Origin of the sequence: Flavobacterium sp. GCM10023249, from assembly GCF_042653365.1 — a bacterium.
Lineage (GTDB): Bacteria > Bacteroidota > Bacteroidia > Flavobacteriales > Flavobacteriaceae > Flavobacterium.
This window is the reverse complement of the sequence record NZ_JBHSHZ010000009.1, coordinates 741,417-760,284: the sequence shown is the minus strand read 5'-3', so window position 1 is coordinate 760,284 and position 18,868 is coordinate 741,417. Positions and strand designations below refer to the sequence as shown.

Annotated in this window: 13 protein-coding genes; 4 read left to right on the top strand and 9 right to left on the bottom strand. The window is 37.9% G+C overall.

All coding sequences use genetic code 11. From position 1 onward, the window contains the following. Positions 1–59: 59 nt before the first annotated feature. Genes ACFO7M_RS10215 through gcvP form a run of 3 tightly spaced genes read right to left on the bottom strand, consistent with a single transcriptional unit; the run spans position 60 to position 5,797 of the window. Positions 60–1,583 carry a DUF6770 family protein gene (locus tag ACFO7M_RS10215; RefSeq protein WP_379714894.1) on the bottom strand — a complete coding sequence of 508 codons (1,524 nt, stop codon included), beginning with the start codon at positions 1,581–1,583 and terminating at the stop codon, positions 60–62. Between the two features lie 10 nt (positions 1,584–1,593). After that, positions 1,594–2,919 carry a M48 family metallopeptidase gene (locus ACFO7M_RS10210; protein WP_379735464.1) on the bottom strand — a complete coding sequence of 442 codons (1,326 nt, stop codon included), beginning with the start codon at positions 2,917–2,919 and terminating at the stop codon, positions 1,594–1,596. A 28-nt stretch (positions 2,920–2,947) separates the two neighbouring features. Then, positions 2,948–5,797, bottom strand: coding sequence for an aminomethyl-transferring glycine dehydrogenase (gene gcvP / locus ACFO7M_RS10205; protein ID WP_379714890.1), 2,850 nt, complete (start codon positions 5,795–5,797; stop codon positions 2,948–2,950). Positions 5,798–6,048: 251 nt separating this feature from the next. Here gcvP and ACFO7M_RS10200 point away from each other — a divergent pair, with 251 nt between their 5' ends. From ACFO7M_RS10200 to ACFO7M_RS10185, 4 genes are all read left to right on the top strand, one after another. After that, a complete protein-coding gene (locus tag ACFO7M_RS10200) occupies positions 6,049–11,787 on the top strand; it encodes an alpha-2-macroglobulin family protein (protein ID WP_379735462.1) in 5,739 nt (1,912 codons plus the stop codon). A 46-nt stretch (positions 11,788–11,833) separates the two neighbouring features. Then, positions 11,834–14,221: a penicillin-binding protein 1C gene (pbpC, locus tag ACFO7M_RS10195; protein WP_379735460.1), complete on the top strand. Its 2,388-nt coding sequence runs from the start codon at positions 11,834–11,836 to the stop codon at positions 14,219–14,221. A gap of 4 nt (positions 14,222–14,225) precedes the next feature. Continuing rightward, positions 14,226–15,032: a hypothetical protein gene (locus tag ACFO7M_RS10190; RefSeq protein ID WP_379735458.1), complete on the top strand. Its 807-nt coding sequence runs from the start codon at positions 14,226–14,228 to the stop codon at positions 15,030–15,032. Between the two features lie 163 nt (positions 15,033–15,195). After that, complete coding sequence (locus tag ACFO7M_RS10185; protein ID WP_379714882.1) at positions 15,196–15,483, top strand: hypothetical protein; 288 nt, start codon at positions 15,196–15,198, stop codon at positions 15,481–15,483. Positions 15,484–15,515: 32 nt separating this feature from the next. Here the strand turns inward: ACFO7M_RS10185 and ACFO7M_RS10180 are convergent, their stop codons facing one another. The 6 genes from ACFO7M_RS10180 to ACFO7M_RS10155 are packed head-to-tail and all read right to left on the bottom strand — an operon-like array spanning position 15,516 to position 18,868. Continuing rightward, complete coding sequence (locus ACFO7M_RS10180) at positions 15,516–15,995, bottom strand: SRPBCC family protein (RefSeq protein ID WP_379735456.1); 480 nt, start codon at positions 15,993–15,995, stop codon at positions 15,516–15,518. Further along, positions 15,988–16,902, bottom strand: a complete 915-nt coding sequence (locus tag ACFO7M_RS10175; protein WP_379735454.1) for a TIGR01777 family oxidoreductase — start codon at positions 16,900–16,902, stop codon at positions 15,988–15,990. The genes ACFO7M_RS10180 and ACFO7M_RS10175 overlap by 8 nt, the downstream gene beginning before the upstream one ends. Before the next feature lie 60 nt (positions 16,903–16,962). Then, positions 16,963–17,349, bottom strand: a complete 387-nt coding sequence (locus tag ACFO7M_RS10170) for a hypothetical protein (RefSeq protein WP_379714876.1) — start codon at positions 17,347–17,349, stop codon at positions 16,963–16,965. A gap of 7 nt (positions 17,350–17,356) precedes the next feature. Continuing rightward, positions 17,357–17,704: a hypothetical protein gene (locus tag ACFO7M_RS10165; protein ID WP_379735453.1), complete on the bottom strand. Its 348-nt coding sequence runs from the start codon at positions 17,702–17,704 to the stop codon at positions 17,357–17,359. Further along, complete coding sequence (locus tag ACFO7M_RS10160) at positions 17,701–18,144, bottom strand: hypothetical protein (protein WP_379714872.1); 444 nt, start codon at positions 18,142–18,144, stop codon at positions 17,701–17,703. Before ACFO7M_RS10160 ends, ACFO7M_RS10165 begins: the two co-directional genes overlap by 4 nt. 10 nt (positions 18,145–18,154) lie before the next feature. Further along, positions 18,155–18,868, bottom strand: coding sequence for a YqjF family protein (locus ACFO7M_RS10155; protein WP_379735451.1), 714 nt, complete (start codon positions 18,866–18,868; stop codon positions 18,155–18,157).

Genomic DNA, 18,868 nt, shown 5'->3' with positions numbered 1-18,868 from the left:
AACAAAATGGGAGTAAAGAGGATAAAAAAAAAAAGGACTCCAACGGAGTCCTTTTCGTATTAGTTGATGTTCAACTTTTCCATGTGTAAGCTGATCTCTTTGTTTTTCTTGTCGTATTCTAACAATAAAACGCTTCCTACTTTTGCTGGTAAAGTTCTGAAGAACTTGTTGTCAGTAGTAAGGTAGATTTTGTCTTCTGTTAATTGACCTTCATCATAGATGATTGTTTTGAAAGCCAATTTGTTTTTCTCTCCTTTTAATCTTTCGTAATCGATGAAGTTAGCGTAGAATCTATCATTCGCTTTGTCTAACTGCGTAAAGGTATAATCGAATGCACCGTAGTTTTTCAATGCGTGAGCATTCAATTGTGGGCTACCGAAATCAGATAAACTTGGCGCTCTTGATTTTCCTTTTTCGAATTCTTTGATTGAAGTCAATTTGAAATCAGAGTTGAATTTGAATACTACCGAGTTCGTAATTGTAATTTGAGTTACTGTATTTCCACCACCTAACATAGCACCAGCAATACCCATTGCACTTGCAGTTCTTTTGTAGAACTCACCAATAGCATAGTACTCGTTATTGTTAGTTTTTACGATGTTGTGGAAGTATACATATCCTTTGTCATCGATAAAGCTTTTTTCAGTTTTGAAAATTTTGCTTACGTCATTCGCCCAGCTTGTGAAGTTTTCTTTGATGGTTTTTCCAGTTACATCGATTACTTCTGTAAATAAACCTAAGCTTTTGTCAGCGAAAATGTTGTCACCTTCTTTGAAGTATTCTCCCATTAATACCACATTGTTGTTCGCATCCAAGAACGCATTGTTGATCAATCTTGGTTTTGCGTTTTTGCTGTATTCTTTTTCGAATAATAATTTACCGGTATTTACATCGATTACTTTCGTACGTAAAGTAATTTTTCTAGAAAGCAAACCTGGTTTTGAAGTTTCCAATGCAACTACTACTTTGTCGTTTACTTCAATAGGGTTGATTGCCAAAATTTCTTTTGATTCTTCAGGTGAATTGAATTCCCAAGCTTTACCACCATCAGTAGGGTAGTATTTCAAAGAGTAACCGATTTTTTTGTTGTCTTCAAATTTGTTGAAAAGGAATCCTTTATTGTCAACTGGGAACAATACGTTGAAGTCTCCTGTTTGTTGTGCCAATTGCAAGTACGCAATTTCTTTTTTCTCCAAAGGAATTTTAACGGTTTCTTTTGCGTTAGCTCCTTTGTCAAAGCTAAGTAGACTGATTTCTCTGTCTTTGAAATTAGCCATTGCAAACATCATAGCTTGGTTGTTAAAGCTACTTGTCATTAAGAACGTGTTCTTGTTGTCTACGTACGATTTTTTAGCAACCTCGTTTAAGTTTTTGTCTAAAATTTGAATAGCAAATTCAGCTTCTCCTTTTTTTAACTTGTCTACAAGGTAGTAGAAGTAATAGCCGTCTACATCCTTATTTTTATCTAAAATCGCTCCTGAATTTCTAAGGATGAAATTGTTTACCCCGCCAATTTTGCTGGTTTGAGAAAAAGCTGTTAGTGATAATAAGCTTATCACCAATGCTAAGAATTTGTTTTTCATTGAATTAAGATTAAATATTTAGGTTTTTAAAAAATTGCTCTATTTTGGCAAACTCCGGATTGTTTTTCATCAATTCCTTGTTTTTGGAACAGAAGGAATGTCCTAGTTTGCGTACGTTTTTAACTTCCAGATTATGTAGAAAGGTACGTACTTCGTTGAGGTGTTTCTCTTCTGAGAATGGACTTACCGGATCGACATACTTTCCGAATGAATGTTTAAGTTTACTATCGTAAGTACGTTTTAGTAAATCGGCAATCAAAAAGGTATAGCGTTCTTGGTCGATTTCTTTTCGATTGAATAATATCATGGTTTGATACAATGCCAAGTCAATTTTCGAATCGTCTATAAATATCAGGATGCTATTTTTGGCACTAATACTTTTGATTTCACGCAGGTTGTCAGACATTGCCGCCGTTCCATTGGCTTCGGATTTCAATAAAGCGTTCAACTGCTCAATACGAATCGGAATATCAGGATGCGTTTTTAAGGAGTCTTTGTGCATCGCATAATCATCCGCCGTTTCTTTCAAATCGAATAGGTTTTCTTCTTTGTTTAGCCATGCTTCTTTGAATGGATACTCCTCAAAATTAAAATGTTGTTTGATTAACGGATCTTCATTGAAAATTATCTCGTCGATTTTCTCTAATTTTTTCAACGCACTCACACTGGCCTTTTTGTCGTATTTTGTTTTGTTGAATAATGCTAAACCTAAGGAGTCGGCTTGTGTTTCTGCTTTTCTACTGCGTCGTAAAAAATTGTAATTCAAACCGGTTATCAAATCGTAAAAAGCTTTTCTTTTGCCGTATTCCTGACGGTCGATTTGTTTTACTTTCGATTTGAAATCCTTCGAATTCATTGTTTCAATATACTTTAACAGACTGCTGTCGTTGTGGTCCAACTGATAATGTGCAATCTCATGCGCAATGATGAAAGCCAATTCGTCATCGCTATCAATCAGATTGAATAAACCAAGATTGATCGAAAAAATTCCGTTCCCGTAGCATGCCGCATTAGGGATGGGTGACTTGTCGATAAGAAAATAAAATTTCTTCGCGTCTTTTATGTTGTTTTTTTGGTAAATCTCCGACAGAATCCCTTTTAGGTAATTGTTGATTTTCTTATCAAAAATATAGGTGCTATCTTCTATGGATTTGATGAAATTGTCTCTTCGTTCTTCAACAATTTTTTTGATGTCTTTTCTGTTCTTATCTCCAAGTTTTACTATTTTCTCTGCTGCGGCCGATTTGATGTAATTGTTTAAAGAATCTTTATTTGCCGGTAAATAGGAAAACTCTTTGCTTTGCGAAAAGCAAAACAAAGAGTTTAGTAAAATCATGTAAAACGATATTAATTGTTTCCTCATATTAATTTTCAATGTAAGCCTCAATTGGAGCGCATGAGCACACCAAGTTCCTGTCGCCGTAAGCATCATCTACACGACGAACCGTAGGCCAGAATTTATTGTCTGCGATGTAATCCAATGGATACGCCGCTTTTTCTCTTGTGTATGGTAAATCCCAAGTATCTGAAGTAAGCATCGCTAATGTATGCGGTGCATTTTTTAAAGGATTGTTTGGATTTTCGGCACTAGCTTCTGCAATTTCTTTACGAATTGAAATCATGGCATCACAAAAACGGTCTAGTTCAGCCAAATCTTCCGATTCAGTTGGTTCTACCATTAAAGTTCCTGCTACCGGGAAAGAAACCGTTGGAGCGTGGAAACCATAATCCATTAAACGTTTTGCGATATCACCCACTTCGATTCCGTTTTGTTTGAATTCGCGACAATCCAAAATCATTTCGTGAGCGGCACGTCCCATCTCACCAGAATATAAAACTGGGTAGTGTTCCTCTAAACGTGCTTTCATGTAGTTCGCATTCAAAATAGCATGTTCGGTAGAAGAACGTAAGCCTTCAGCACCTAACATAGTAATGTATCCGTATGAAATCAAACATACTAAAGCCGATCCGTATGGTGCAGCCGAAATAGCCGAAATAGCGTCTTTTCCTCCAGTAGCAATCACCGGGTTAGTAGGTAAGAAGTCAACTAATTTTTCGTTCACGCAGATTGGTCCAACTCCAGGTCCGCCACCACCGTGAGGAATAGCGAAAGTTTTGTGTAAGTTCAAGTGACAAACATCAGCCCCAATAGTTGCAGGATTTGTTAAACCTACTTGTGCATTCATGTTGGCACCGTCCATATATACCAATCCACCATTGTCGTGGATCAATTGCGTAATTTCGATAATTGTGGATTCGTAAACCCCATGCGTAGAAGGGTAGGTTACCATTAAACAAGATAAATTAGCTGCGTGTTCAATGGCTCTTGCTTTTAAATCTTCTACGTCGATGTTGCCTTCCGGAGTGGTTTTGGTAACAATGATTTTCATGCCTGCCATCGCTGCCGAAGCCGGATTGGTTCCGTGAGCCGATGATGGAATCAAACATACGTTTCTGTGACCTTCACCACGTGAAATGTGGTACGCACGAATAGCCATTAAACCGGCATATTCACCTTGTGCTCCCGAGTTAGGTTGCAATGAAGTGCCTTTGAAACCGGTTACTACATTCAATTGTTGCTCCAGTTTTTTCAACATGGTCATATAACCTTGTGCTTGATCAGCCGGTGCAAATGGGTGAATGCTATTCCAGTTCGGCATTGAAAGTGGCAACATTTCTGCGGCAGCGTTCAATTTCATCGTACATGAACCTAAAGAAATCATCGAGTGATTTAACGATAAATCTTTGCGTTCTAATTTTTTGATATAACGCATCAACTGGCTTTCCGAATGGTAGTTGTTGAATACGTCATGTTGTAAGAAAGTAGAAGTTCTTACTAAGTTATTTTGAATATTGATTTCAGAAGTCAATTCAGAAACATGAACTGCTGACTTACCTGCTGCTTCAGAGAAGATAGCAATGATGGTGTTGATGTCGGCAATTGAAGTTGTTTCATTGAAAGAAATCGAAACACAGTCTTTGTTAGGGTAGAAGAAGTTGAATTCGTTCTTCTCTGCAATCGCTTTCACTTTTTCTGCATCTGCTTTTACTAAAAGCGTATCGAAGAAAGTAGTATTCACTTGGTTGATACCTAAAGAAGCCAATGCTTTTGAAGTTGTCACTGCCGAAGCGTGTACTTTGTTTGCGATGTATTGTAAACCTTTTGGTCCGTGATATACAGCATACATACCTGCCATAACAGCTAATAATACCTGAGCTGTACAGATGTTTGAAGTTGCTTTTTCACGTTTGATATGTTGCTCACGTGTACCTAATGCCATACGTAAAGCACGGTTGCCATTAACGTCAATTGATACACCGATGATTCTTCCCGGCATTGAACGTTTGTATTCTTCTTTAGTGGCGAAGAAACCAGCGTGAGGTCCGCCAAATCCCATTGGAATTCCGAAGCGTTGTGTTGTCCCTACTACAACTGCAGCGCCCAACTCTCCCGGAGGAGTTAATTTTACCAAAGATAAAATATCCGCAGCTACAGCCACTTTAATTTCATTCTCAGTCGCTTTAGCAATAAATTGAGAATAGTCATGAACTTGACCGTATTTCCCTGGGTATTGTAAAATAGCCCCGAAATAATCAGCAGAAAAATCGAAAGTTTCGTGGTTTCCAACCACCAATTCGATGTTTAATGGAGTAGAACGGGTTTGTAAAATAGATAACGTTTGTGGTAAAATTTCTTCTGACACGAAGAATTTGCTCACGTTGTTTTTCTTTTGATCGCGTGTTCTTACGTCGAAAAGTAAAGCCATCGCTTCTGCTGCAGCAGTACCTTCATCCAATAACGAAGCGTTAGCAATTTCCATTCCGGTCAATTCAATGATCGTGGTCTGGAAATTCAATAAAGCTTCTAAACGACCTTGTGCAATTTCTGCCTGATACGGAGTATATGCAGTGTACCATCCCGGGTTTTCAAAAATGTTTCTTTGAATTACCGGCGGAACAATTGCCGGGTGGTAACCCAAACCGATATACGATTTGAATACTTTATTTTTTAATCCTAGCTGTGTGATGTGAGATAAATACTCATACTCAGTCAGCGCAGGATCTAATTGGATATCTTCTTTTAAACGAATTCCGTCTGGAAAAGTCTCATAAAGCAATTGGCTCATATCTTTTACGCCAATGGTTTTAAACATGTGTTGTAGATCAGTTTCCCTTGGACCAATGTGTCTTAATGCAAATGCGTCTGTTCTCATTTTGTTTGATAAATGCTATGTATAAAGTTGTGTGTTTAAAATCAGTTATGTATTCCAACAGCATTTTACGCTGAATAGGATGTCCTTCTTCATTGGAAATCACCTAAAATAATCTGATTTTTTGAGGAACAAAAGTAGCTATTATTTAGAAAACAAGTTAGTATTTAACGAAATTAATTTTAATGTTAAATTTCATATAAATCTTCTTACATTTACTACTTAAAATTATTTAAAAACAACCTTCATCTTCTATGAAACTAACAAGGTTTATCGGGTTTTTCCTGATTTTTTCCGTTCTTTTTTCGTGTGGTAAAAAAGCGGCCGATTTTGATTCCAATTTTGAGCTTTTCAAAAATCACATTTCGGCTTTTACGTCCGGATTTGTTTCCGTCAAATCGGATATCAGAGTCCAACTTGCGTTTAACAATCCTGCCTGGAAACTCAACCAGGAATTAGACAGCGATTTGTTGGATATTTCACCCAGTGTCAGTGGAAAATTAATAGCGCTTTCGTCCAATACAATTGCGTTTGTTCCAAATGAAAAATTAGATCAGAATACCTTGTATCAGGTTTCACTGAAGTTAGATAAAATCACGAATGTTCCGAAGGAATTATCCGAGTTCAACTTCTCGCTGAAAACAATAAAGCAGGATTTTACGGTAACAACCGATGATATCCAATCGTCTGACAAAGAAACCTATTATATGAATGGGACTTTAAAGACAGCCGATTTTCTGGAGTTTGATGAAGTGAAAGAATTAGTGGAATGCAGCCAAAAAGGCGATGATTTGAACGTGATTTTTGATAAAGAGAACAGTTCAACAACCGAATTCAAATTTAGGGTGGAAGGCATCAAACGCTTTGATGAAGCAAGTGATATCACTCTGGCATGGGATGGTGATGATGCAGACATTGATACGGAAGGTAAAACGAAGATTGCCATTCCGGCTAAAGGCGATTTTAAAGTAATGGATATTAAGATCGGGGATGAAAATAACCAGTCATTGGTAATCAATTTTTCCGATCCGCTGAAAAAAGACCAGGACTTCAAAGGTTTGGTAGCCATTGAAAATACTTCTGACGTGAAATATGCTACTATGGGGAATGTATTGAAAGTGTATTTCAACAACCAGACTCCGGTGCAATCTGAAGAAGTTGTTGAGGTGACTGCAACGGAAGTGGAAACTATGGCTGTCGATTCAGCAGCAGCCGTTGTGGAAGCAGCAGCCGAAGCCGCGGCGGCAGTGGATGTGGATACTGCTGGAGTAGCTCTTGATACTGCAGCTGTTGCAGAACCTGTTGTAGAGGCAGTTGCCGACGAAGAATATGAGGAGGAAGAATATACACCGCCGGTTGCGAATACGGTCGCTGTTTCAGGAAATAAACTGGTGGAAGTATTTCAGGGTATCAAAAATGTCTATGGTGATGAAATGAATCAGAATTACTCGAAAAGAATCGATTTTGATCCGATCAATCCGGCAGTGAAATTTGTTAAAAACGGAACAATATTGCCAAGTTCCAATAATTTAAAAATCAATTTTGAGGCGGCTAATCTTAAAAAGGTTGACGTTAAAATCTATAAAATCTATAAAAACAACATTCTTCAGTTTTTACAGGATAACGAACTGAACGGAGCAAATAACCTCAAGAAGGTCAGTCAGCCTGTGGCTAAATCCACACTGGAACTCAAACAAAATGAGTTGCTGGATTATACCAAGTGGAATACGTATGCACTTGATTTGTCTAAAGTAATTACTCCGGAACCCGGCGCTATCTATCGTGTGGAGTTTTCATTCAAGAAGAAATATTCTTTGTTTAAATGTGCGGAGGGTACCGATGAAAATAATGGAGCTGAAGACGAAGAGGCTGAAGAGGATGACGTAAATTATAGCGGGAGCGGAAATTATGATTATTACTACGAAGAGGATTACGAATGGAGAGAAAGTCAAGATCCGTGTACCGATTATTACTATTATAATACGAAGGTTTCGACTAATATTCTGGCCACTGATTTAGGGGTAATTGCCAAAAGAGGAAATAATAAATCGGTGATGATTACAGTGAACGACATTGTAAGCACTGATCCGGTTGCAGGAGTTAAAGTGGAACTATATAATTACCAACAGCAAAAATTGGCTGTATCGATTACTGATGGCGATGGTATGGCTCAATTTGATTTGAAGAAGTATGCGTATTTCGCCATTGTAACCAAAGGTGAGAACAGTACTTATGTCAAGTTGGATGACGAACTTTCCCTATCGGTGAGTAATTTCGATGTTTCCGGAGCAACGTTGCAAAAAGGATTAAAAGGTTTTATTTATGGAGAAAGAGGGGTTTGGCGCCCGGGCGATTCTATCCATTTGTCATTTATTCTGAATGATAAAGCGAATAAAATTCCTGCCAATCATCCGATAAAGTTCCGATTGAATGACCCAACAGGTAAAACCATATACCAAACCATTCAGAAAGCAAATGATTTGAATCATTATAAATTCGGATTGATTACCCAAAGTTCAGCCGTTACCGGAAATTGGGAAGCCATGGTAAGCGTGGGAGGTGCACAGTTTTACAAGAGTGTGAAAATTGAAACGATAAAACCAAACCGTTTAAAAATTAAAAATAGTTTCAATGAAGGCGTTTTGTCGGCATCAAAAAAGAATGTGAACACAGTTCAGGTATTGTGGATGCATGGTGCGGTTGCTAAAGATTTAAAAACGGAAGTTCAGGCTAAATTCTCCCAACAGGTAACCGCTTTCAAAGGGTATGACCAATATGTGTTTGATGACCCAACGCGTAATTTCTCTACGGAAGAAATCAATGTCTATTCCGGTAAAGTCAATCAGGAAGGAAAAGTAAGCTTCCCAATCAATCCTTCTTTACAAGGACAGGCACCGGGAATGCTGAATGCCGCATTTATTACCAAAGTATATGAAAACGGAGGCGATGTAAGTACTGATGTTTCTTCGGTAAAATATTCTCCGTATCCAACTTATGTGGGTATTAAAGCTCCGGAACCGAATAAATACGGATTGCTGGAAACTGGAAAAAACAACCATTATGAGTTCGTGACTTTAGGCGAGAACGGAAGACCTAAATCGGTTAGAGGTCTTGAAGTAAAAGTATATAAAGTGGATTCGCGCTGGTGGTGGGATGAATCTTCAGATAACTTGTCTAGTTACAGCACCGGAACATCAACAACCACTTATAAATCATTTGTGATCAATACAGATGCATCGGGTAGGGGAAGTTTGAATTTTTCAGTTCCGGAACAAGACTGGGGACGTTACCTGATTCGTGCTATTGATCCTAACGACGGACACGCTTCGGGACAAACAGTATTTTTAGATTATCCGTATTGGTCGGAGCGTTCTAAAAATACGGAAGGAAAAGAAGCAACAATGCTGCGTTTCTCAACCGATAAAAAGGAGTATGCAGTAGGGGAAAAAGCTAAAATTTTCTTCCCGTCAAGTGAGGGTGGCCGTGCGCTGATTTCGGTAGAAAACGGATCAAGAGTGGTGAAGGCATTTTGGGCTAAAACCAAAAAAGGAGAAACCCAGGTTGATTTGGAGATCACTCCGGATATGACACCCAATGTCTATATTAATCTAACGATGCTCCAACCGCACGCTTCGACTAAAAATGATTCGCCAATCCGTATGTACGGTATTGTGCCAATCAGTGTGGTGGACAAACAAACGGTTCTGGAACCTGAAATTTCCATGCCGGATGTATTGCGCCCGGAACAAAAGGTGGCGGTGAAAGTGAGTGAGAAAAACGGTAAGGCAATGACTTATACTATTGCAGTTGTTGATGAAGGCTTGTTGGATTTAACCCGATTTAAAACACCAAATGCCTGGGATAATTTTTATGCCAGAGAAGCATTGGGTGTACGTACCTGGGATATTTATGATAATGTTATTGGGGCATACGGCGGAAAAGTAAATCAAATCTTTAGTATCGGAGGAGATCAGGATGCCGGAGGTGCGCAAGCTAAAAAAGCCAATCGCTTTAAACCGGTCGTAATGTACTTTGGTCCTTTTAAACTGGGTAAAGGCGATTCGAAAACACATCAGATTAAGTTACCGAAATATATCGGATCGGTTAAAACAATGGTGGTGGCTGCCAATGCAGAAAACAGTGCGTATGGTATGGCTGAGAAAGCAACTGCTGTGAAAAGTCCGTTGATGGTATTGGCTTCTTTACCGAGAAAAATATCGCCATCCGAGAAAGTAACACTTCCGGTGACTTTATTTGCTACTGAAAAACATGTGAAAAATGTAACCGTCCAAGTGAAAACAAACAGTGCGGTAAGACTGGCTGGACCGGCAACACAAAAAGTATATTTTGCTTCGCCTGATGAAAAAATGGCGTATTTCGATCTGGTTGTAGGGAATACAACTGGAATAGGAAAAATTCAGATTATAGCTACTTCAGGCTCTGAAAAATCAGTGTATGATGTGGAAATTGATGTGATGAATCCTAATCCGGTGACCACGGCATTTACCGATGCGACTTTAGGCTCGGGTTCCAGTAAAACAATTAGTTGGAATAGCTTTGGCGTAGCAGGAAGTAATAAAGCAATGGTGGAAATATCATCAATCCCAACGATCGACTTCGGCAGAAGACTGGATTACCTGATTCAATATCCTCACGGATGTGTGGAACAAACGACTTCTTCTGTATTTCCGCAATTGTATCTGACCGATGTTATTGATTTGGATGCCAGCAGAAAACAATCGATACAGCGCAATGTTTCGGCAGCGATTGAAAGATTGACCAGCTTCCAGTTGGCTAACGGCGGATTCAGTTATTGGCCGGACAGTCCTGAAGCAGACGATTGGGGAACGAGTTATGCCGGTCACTTCCTGATTGAAGCAGAGAAAAAAGGCTATGCTTTGCCGGTGAACTTTAAAACAAAGTGGATTGCATACCAGCAGAAAATGGCAAAACAATGGCGACATGAAAGTCAGTACCAAAGCGATTTAGGACAAGCGTACCGTTTGTATACATTGGCTTTAGCTGGTTCGGCTGATTTGGCTTCGATGAACCGTTTAAGAGAAACGCAAAAGATTTCCAACGAAAGTAAGTTACGACTGGCAGCGGCTTACGCGGTCTTGAAACAGAATTCGGCAGGATTGGCTTTGCTTTCTAAAACCAATATCACCGAAAGTTATTCGCCTTATTACTATTACAGCTATGGTTCGGAAGATAGAAACCGTGCAATGACATTAGAAACGTTGATACTCTTGGGACAAAAACAGAAAGCTTTTGCAATGGCTGTAACATTGGCTAAAAATCTGTCTTCAGATAATTGGATGAGTACGCAAACCACTGCTTATTCATTGTATGCGATGGCTAAATTTGCAAAATTCAACGGAGGTAAAGGAATTGATGTGCAGTTCACTTCAGGTGGAAAAACAGTGAAAATTACCTCGACAAAAGCGATTGCCCAACGTAATCTGACGGTAAGTGGCAAGGCGAATAAATTGGCTATCAAAAACAATAAAAAGAACACACTGTTTGTGCGTGTGATCAATAGCGGAATCCTTCCTGTCGGACAGGAAAAAGTGATGAGCAATAATGTGGTGGCCAAAGTAGTTTTCAAAGACCGAAAAGGCAATGTGGTTAATGTGAGTAAAATTAATCAGGGAACTGAATTGATTGCTGAGGTGATTTTAACAAACCAAAAAGGAGAGTTTGTGCCGACTATTGCTTTAACCCAGATTCTTCCGTCCGGATTTGAAATCGTCAATACGCGCTACACGGATTATGGTAATGCTACCGAAAATCTCGCTGATTTTATTGATATCCGTGATGATAGAGCCAATTATTATTTCGGATTGAAATCAAGGGAAACACGTGTTTTCAAAATGTTGATCAATGCCTCTTATTTGGGTAAATATTATTTGCCCGGTGTACAATGTGAAGCCATGTATGATAATAGTTTCATTGCTCGAAGTAAAGGACAATGGATTGAAATTGTAAAATAAATGTTTAGTATCTGACAGGTTTTTAGGACCTGTCAGTTTTTATAATATGAACAGTAAAATCAAACTGGATAATTTTCCACGACTGGTAAGGATAATTAATTGGATAAAATTAAACCGCATCAAATCTATTTTGGGTTTTGTATTGCTGTTGACGTATTATTTTTCGTTACCACGGACTTTATTTGTGGAGCCTTTTTCGACTGTAATTGAAAGTAAGGAAGGCGATTTGTTGGCAGCTAAAATTGCCCGTGACGGACAATGGCGTTTTCCGGAACAGGATTCCATTCCGGATAAATTCAAACAATGCCTGATTTATTTTGAGGACGAACATTTTAATTACCATTTCGGATTTAATCCGGTTGCCATGGCAAAAGCGGTGAAGCAAAACAGAACTGCTGGAAAAGTAGTGCGTGGCGGAAGTACGATTACCCAACAGGTTATCCGTTTGTCCAGAAAAAATAAAAAAAGAACGTATTTTGAAAAAGTTATCGAAATCGTTCTGGCCACCCGATTGGAATTCAGACATTCCAAGGAAAGGATCTTGGAATTGTATGCGGCTCATGCTCCTTTCGGTGGAAATGTTGTGGGTGTTGAAATGGCGGCCTGGCGGTATTTTGGTGTACAGCCACATCAGCTTTCTTGGGCAGAAAGTGCCACATTAGCGGTTTTACCTAACGCACCCCGACTCATTTATCCAGGGAAGAACCAGGAGAAGCTATTGCAAAAAAGAAATGCATTGCTGAAAAAATTAATGGATAATGGGATCATTGATGCCATGACTTATGATTTGTCTTTGCGGGAACCATTGCCTCAAAAACCTTATATGTTACCGCAAATTGCGCCACATTTGTTGGAGAAAGTTGCCTTGGAGCATGAAGGACAAAAAATTAAAACAACAGTTGATCTTTCATTACAAAACAGAATCAACCAAATTGTAAAACAATACCACAGTCAGTACAGTCAAAACGAAGTGCATAACATGGCCGTTTTGGTAATTGATATAAAAAACAGAAATGTGATCAGTTATGTCGGAAATACTCCTACTGATGTGCTGCACGATAAAGATGTGGATATCATTTCGGCACCCAGAAGTACAGGAAGTGTGCTCAAACCCTTATTGTTTGCTTCGATGCTGGATGACGGTGAAATTTTACCCAACACACTTGTTGCGGATGTTCCAACACAGATTTCTGGTTATTCACCGCAAAATTTCAATCTGACTTTTGATGGCGCAGTCCCGGCACAAAGAGCGTTATCCCGTTCACTGAATATTCCTTCCGTATTAATGCTTCAGGAACATGGTGTGCATAAATTTTATGAAACACTGCAACAGTTCCAATTGAAAAATATCAATAAGCATCCGGATCATTATGGATTGTCGTTGATTTTGGGTGGAGCCGAAAGTAATTTATGGGATTTATGTCAAACTTATGCAAATCTTACGTCGACACTGAATTATAACGTTCAGAGTTTCGGGAAATACCGCGAGGATGAATTTTCGGATTTGAATTATCAATACGACTTCGAACAGGATTTTGGTGACGAGACTTCAGAAAAGCCAATTCTTGGAGCGGGTTCTATTTTTTTAACGTACAATGCCATGAAAGAAGTGAATCGCCCGGAGGCGGATGAAGCATGGCGCTTTTATGATTCGTCACTTGAAATTGCATGGAAGACAGGAACGAGTTTCGGGAATCGTGATGCTTGGGCTATCGGAACCAATAGTGATTATGTGGTTGGCATTTGGGTGGGTAATGCTTCTGGAGAAGGACGGCCTGAATTAACAGGAATTGATAGTGCTGCACCGGTTTTATTTGATGTATTCAATCTTCTGCCGAGAAAAAAATGGTTTACAGCTCCTTCGTATGATCTGGAAACTGTTGAATGTTGTTCGCTTAGTGGGCATTTAGCACAAGATAATTGTCCTAAAACAGAACAATTGATTCCTAAAAATGATAAGAAAACGAAAGCTTGTCCCTATCATCAATTAATCCATTTGGATGCGACACTACAATATCGGGTGAACAGCACTTGCGAAAATGTGGAGAATATAGTTGCTCAAAGTTGGTTTGTGTTGCCTCCGGTGATGGAATGGTATTATAAGAACCTTCATATTGACTATAAGCAATTGCCGCCTTTCAGGAATGACTGTCAGGGTGCACAACAGGCAAGTATGGGTTTTATTTATCCTAAAGGAAACAGTACCATTTACCTGACTAAAAATTTCGAAGGAAAAATCCAGCCTGTAGTCTTAAAAGTAGCACATAGTAACCGGGATTACAAATTGTTTTGGTACATTGATAAAGAATATAAGGGAACCACTCAAACTTTCCATGAAATGCCTGTTGTGGTCAATACAGGAAGGCATGTGATTACTGTAGTGGATGAAAAAGGTACTGAAATCAAACAGAACGTTGAAATCGTGAATGATTAGTTTTTTGAAAAAAATATTCGATTTTTATATTCACGGAAGTATTCACGTGGCATTGGCGGTGTATGCTTTGGTGCAAATGACTTTTCATTTCTTCCATATCGCCTATGATGCACCGATGGCAGCTTTTGCTTTTTTCGGAACGATTGTCGGATATAATTTTGTGAAATACGATGAGTTGGTCCGGGCTAAAAAACTCAAACTGACTACGGAAAGAAAAGCCATTGTTTTATTGAGTGCGCTTTCTTTTGTAGCAACAGGATATTGTTTCTTTCAATTGCAATTTCATACCCAATGGATTACCGTTCTTTTTTTAGGATTAACAGTTTTGTATACGCTTCCTGTTTTTCCAAAGTTGGGTAACGCCCGAAATTGGGCTGGTGTTAAAATTTATATTGTAGCTTTTTGTTGGGCAGGGATTACTCTTTTACTGCCTATTATCAATGCTGATTTGCCAATTAATCAAGATGTGGGATTGAAATTTTGCCAGCGTTTTCTATTGGTCATTATTCTAATTCTAATTTTTGAAATTATTGATCTGAAGAAAGATGCATGGTCACTGCAAACGGTGCCGCAAAAATTAGGAGTTTACAAAACAAAACGATTGAACCTTTTGCTATTGATTCCTTTTTATGGGTTGGAGTTTTTAAAATCGGATTTTCAAGTGCGCCAGCTTTGGATCAATTTTATTCTCATTGTCGTATTGGCTCTTTTTACGATATTCTCAAACCCGAAGCGTTCTGATTATTATACTTCTTTTTGGGTCGAAAGCGTACCCGTGTTTTGGTGGTTACTCGTGTTGTTTTTTTGTTAAGTGTTTGAAATCACGTATTTATACGCTGATTTGATTTTTGTATTACTGTTACATTTGTGTGGTAATATTACTTAGACGTCGAAGTTGAGTTTGACACAACTTTAAAAACAAGGCGGAATCTGAAAAGCCATATGAGTAGGATATCAAATAAACAAATTAAATTATGTCAACGAACACATTATTAAACGACCAGGAAGTAGTAGTAGGAGGATGGACAGCATACCATCCACTAACAGCACAAGATAAAGCAGTATTTGAAGAAGCAATGAAGGGATTTGTAGGAGTAACTTATACACCTCAAACCGTTTCTACGCAAGTAGTTGCTGGAACAAATTATCGTTACAAATGTATTGCAAGCATGCCTCCAGCAGAAGTAGTTTGGGAAGCTATTGTTGAAATTTTTCAACCGCTGAATGGTGCGCCATACATTACAGGAATTGTAAGACTCTAATTTTTTTAGATTGTTTATATATTAATTGGATTTCAAAGCGGCTTCACCGAGCCGCTTTGTTTTTTTTCGGCTACTTTCTTAATGGTTTTGTTTCTCTTTTCAATTAGCCGTTGAAGGTATTTTTTGAGAACAAGAACGTCAACTATTTTTCCGATTATGCCATAAGGAGTTTCATAAAATAGTTCATCAATCATAATGGTGTTTCCTTCTTCATCACTTTCGAAATAATGATAATGAACAAAAGAAGCAAAGTTTCCCTCTAGCATTTCATCGGTAAAGGAATTGGGGTAATGCATTTCGGTAATTTTACTTTGGTGCGTTAGGTTGAACCCAAAATGTTTTGCTTTCCAGGTAACGGTTTCACCTAATTCAATTCGACCGGAAGTTCTTCCTGCGATTGCTTTTTCCGATGTGTGCGATAACGATTGTTGATGGAAATCGATGTTTCGGGATAAGTCAAAAACGATTGGTTTGGCGGCGTTGATTTTTGTATATAATATAATTTCAGTCATTTTCTAATAAGTTTTTGAAAGCCTCATTTAAGTTTTCGAATTCATATTTGAATCTATTTTCTTGTAAACGAGTAGGAATCACATTTCTACTTTTTAATACTAGCTCAGCTTCTGTTCCAATAAGTTTTGCGCCAAATTTTAATAATCGCTTTCCAATAGGCGTTCCAAAAGGAATTCCCATCGCCTTCCGTAATGTTCTCATGAAATCGGTATTCTTTGCTGGATTTGTTGCAACAATATTGATAACACCAGTTATTTGCTTTTCAATAATAAATGCTAAGGCTCTGGCAAAATCTTTTTCATGAATCCAACTGATGAATTGATTCCCGCTTCCTTGTTTTCCGCCAAATCCCATCTGAGTCAAATTTTTTATTGGAAGGAATGCACCACCGCTTTTACCTAATACAATAGAAGTTCGTAATGCTGTTTTTTGAGTTTTTGGTGTTTCAGTTTCAAAGAAGGCTTTTTCCCATGATTTAGCAACATTCATAGAGAAATCGTCACCAATTTCACCGGTGTATTCGTCCATTTTTTTATCTTCGGAGTGTCTGTAAATGGTTGCTGTTGATGAATTAAGCCAAATTTTGGGTGGGTTTTTGCATTGTAAAACGGCTTTGTTCAACAATTGGGTAGTGTCAACTCGAGAATTCAAAATACCCACTTTATTTTCTTCCGTATAACGACAATCGACCGATTTTCCTGCAAGATTAATCAATGCATCAGCATTTTCTAGTTCCTGTTGCCAAGTGTTTAAAGTTTTGGCATTCCAATGAACAAATTTGATGTTGCCTTTTGTTTTTGTCTTTCCTCTTGTTAAAATGATGATTTCCGTTGTTTCTTTTTGGAAATAATCGACTAGAATTTGACCTAAAAAACCTGTGCCAGCTACTATTACAATTTTTTTCATGTTGTTAGGGTTTATATTGCGACTGTCATAACTCAGACAGTCGCAATTTTAATTGAATGATTACGCTTTATAAGTAATCACTTCTGTAGTTTGATTTTGTTTAGCTTTTCTTTTTCCTCTGAAAAACAGATACAAATTGAAAAACATCATAATGGCTAGGTAAATTGAAAAACCACCAATTTTATAACTTAAATTTTCGATTAGGTTTTGATAAGTGTCTTGGTATAGACTTAATTCTAAAATCAGTAAAGCGTATCCAAGGTTTAGTAAGTAAAAACCAGTTTCGAACAATTTGTTGGTAGCAAAAGCAATTTCTTCTCGGCCTTTGAATATGTCGAGCATGAATATTTTTCCATTTCTGAATAAGGTTCGTGAAACATAAAAAGTAAGTAGAAATACAACGGGTAAATAGATAGCGTAACCGATTAAAATTTTTGAAGTTTCCATAATGTTCTTATTTAATTAATTTTTGAATGTAATTGGTGAGTATAAAAATGTTTGTATAATGAAGCAACGAAAGGAGTAGTACTATAATGGCTGTTTTTGTCGCTATGATTTCCACCAATTGCTGTATTGAAGTAATGGCTTCCCAATTGACTATGGTCATAGCGCTGTAACCTAGGTTGACTAAATAATATCCGATCAAAAGCATTTTGTTGATCTGTTGGCATAAATCCATGTGTTCCGGAATTAGTGAGGCGACGTAAATATTTCCATTTCGGTAGCATATTTTTCCAACAACGAGAATGATATAGCTAATGATGATGAGGAAAATAACATATCCTGCAATGTTGAGGTTCATGACTGAAAGAGTTTATAATGTCCTGTCAGATTGTGAATGAAAAGCAAGGTGTTGGTTACCGCAAAAAGGACGAACAAGGTATTCATGAAGTAACTTCCAATCTTAAACAAGGTTCTTTTTGGAATGTCATACATGGGATAATAGGCAATTTGAGTGGCTACTTTTCCAACCCAATACGCAGCAATTAATCCTGTCAAAGCAACCGCAAGCGCCGATTGTTCTTTCAATTCATTGGTAAACAATAATGTAATAGCTCCGAAAGAAAAATTCAAACCTTGAATGTATCGTCCATAAGTTTTCGCAATTTCCTGATTTAATGGTTTTAGTTTTTGAACGTCAGTATACCAATCAAAAACGCGGTGTCGTATATACGGGTATATCATAGCGGTAAATATTTGACCTAATCCTGCCGAGATGATTAACCAATTGGGAATGTTCATGATTTTGAATTTAAAGTTTAATTTTTCGTTTTTTTTCTACACTGATTTCAGAACCTTTAGCTAGGAATACAGAAGATGGATTCAGTTCATTCAAAAAGGCAAAATCGTTACCGTACGCATTTTTGAAGTCAATTGTAATCTCGAAGTTTTTAATCAGATATTGTTGCCATTTTGGATGTTTTACTTCGTATTCGTAGGTAGTGTTTTCATTGTATTTGGTATAACCGAAGTAATGTTCGGTGATAAATTCAGCTTCGCTTCCTTCATCTATTGTTGAAGCAAAATCATAAGCGTTGACCGTAATCTGATTGGTTTTCTTTTGATTTTCCCAACTATAACTCACTTTTCTGATTTCAGCTTTCAGTTGGTTCTCATGCTGCATGACCAAGGTTTTGTAATTTTCTCTGTAGAAGGTATTGGCAACCAAAGTAATAATGCTTTTGGGAACTATTTCCTGAATAAAAACCACTCCGCGTTTCCATTCTCCATTTTCAAAACGTTTGACGTAAAACCGAAGATTGACTTCTTCAAAATTAGTGTGATTCGGTATTTTGAAACCTAAAACTTTTGTGTTTTTGAAGAGAAATCCAACCAAACTTACATAGCAGTTTCCGTTCCAGTAATCGAGTTCCGTTCCAGCTGGCAGGTATTTTTCAAGTACTTCCGAATTGACAACATAGTTTGCCATAATCAGGTTTTTCCATTGTGCGGTTAAGAAGCTCAT

Coding starts and splice junctions, on each gene's coding strand:
- ACFO7M_RS10165 (WP_379735453.1), bottom strand. CDS start 17,704: ATGAACCTCAACATTGCAGGATATGTTATTTTCCTCATCATCATTAGC.
- ACFO7M_RS10210 (WP_379735464.1), bottom strand. CDS start 2,919: ATGATTTTACTAAACTCTTTGTTTTGCTTTTCGCAAAGCAAAGAGTTT.
- ACFO7M_RS10160 (WP_379714872.1), bottom strand. CDS start 18,144: ATGAACATTCCCAATTGGTTAATCATCTCGGCAGGATTAGGTCAAATA.
- ACFO7M_RS10175 (WP_379735454.1), bottom strand. CDS start 16,902: ATGAAAAAAATTGTAATAGTAGCTGGCACAGGTTTTTTAGGTCAAATT.
- ACFO7M_RS10180 (WP_379735456.1), bottom strand. CDS start 15,995: ATGACTGAAATTATATTATATACAAAAATCAACGCCGCCAAACCAATC.
- ACFO7M_RS10170 (WP_379714876.1), bottom strand. CDS start 17,349: ATGGAAACTTCAAAAATTTTAATCGGTTACGCTATCTATTTACCCGTT.
- ACFO7M_RS10215 (WP_379714894.1), bottom strand. CDS start 1,583: ATGAAAAACAAATTCTTAGCATTGGTGATAAGCTTATTATCACTAACA.
- ACFO7M_RS10185 (WP_379714882.1), top strand. CDS start 15,196: ATGTCAACGAACACATTATTAAACGACCAGGAAGTAGTAGTAGGAGGA.
- ACFO7M_RS10200 (WP_379735462.1), top strand. CDS start 6,049: ATGAAACTAACAAGGTTTATCGGGTTTTTCCTGATTTTTTCCGTTCTT.
- gcvP (WP_379714890.1), bottom strand. CDS start 5,797: ATGAGAACAGACGCATTTGCATTAAGACACATTGGTCCAAGGGAAACT.
- ACFO7M_RS10155 (WP_379735451.1), bottom strand. CDS start 18,868: ATGAGCTTCTTAACCGCACAATGGAAAAACCTGATTATGGCAAACTAT.
- pbpC (WP_379735460.1), top strand. CDS start 11,834: ATGAACAGTAAAATCAAACTGGATAATTTTCCACGACTGGTAAGGATA.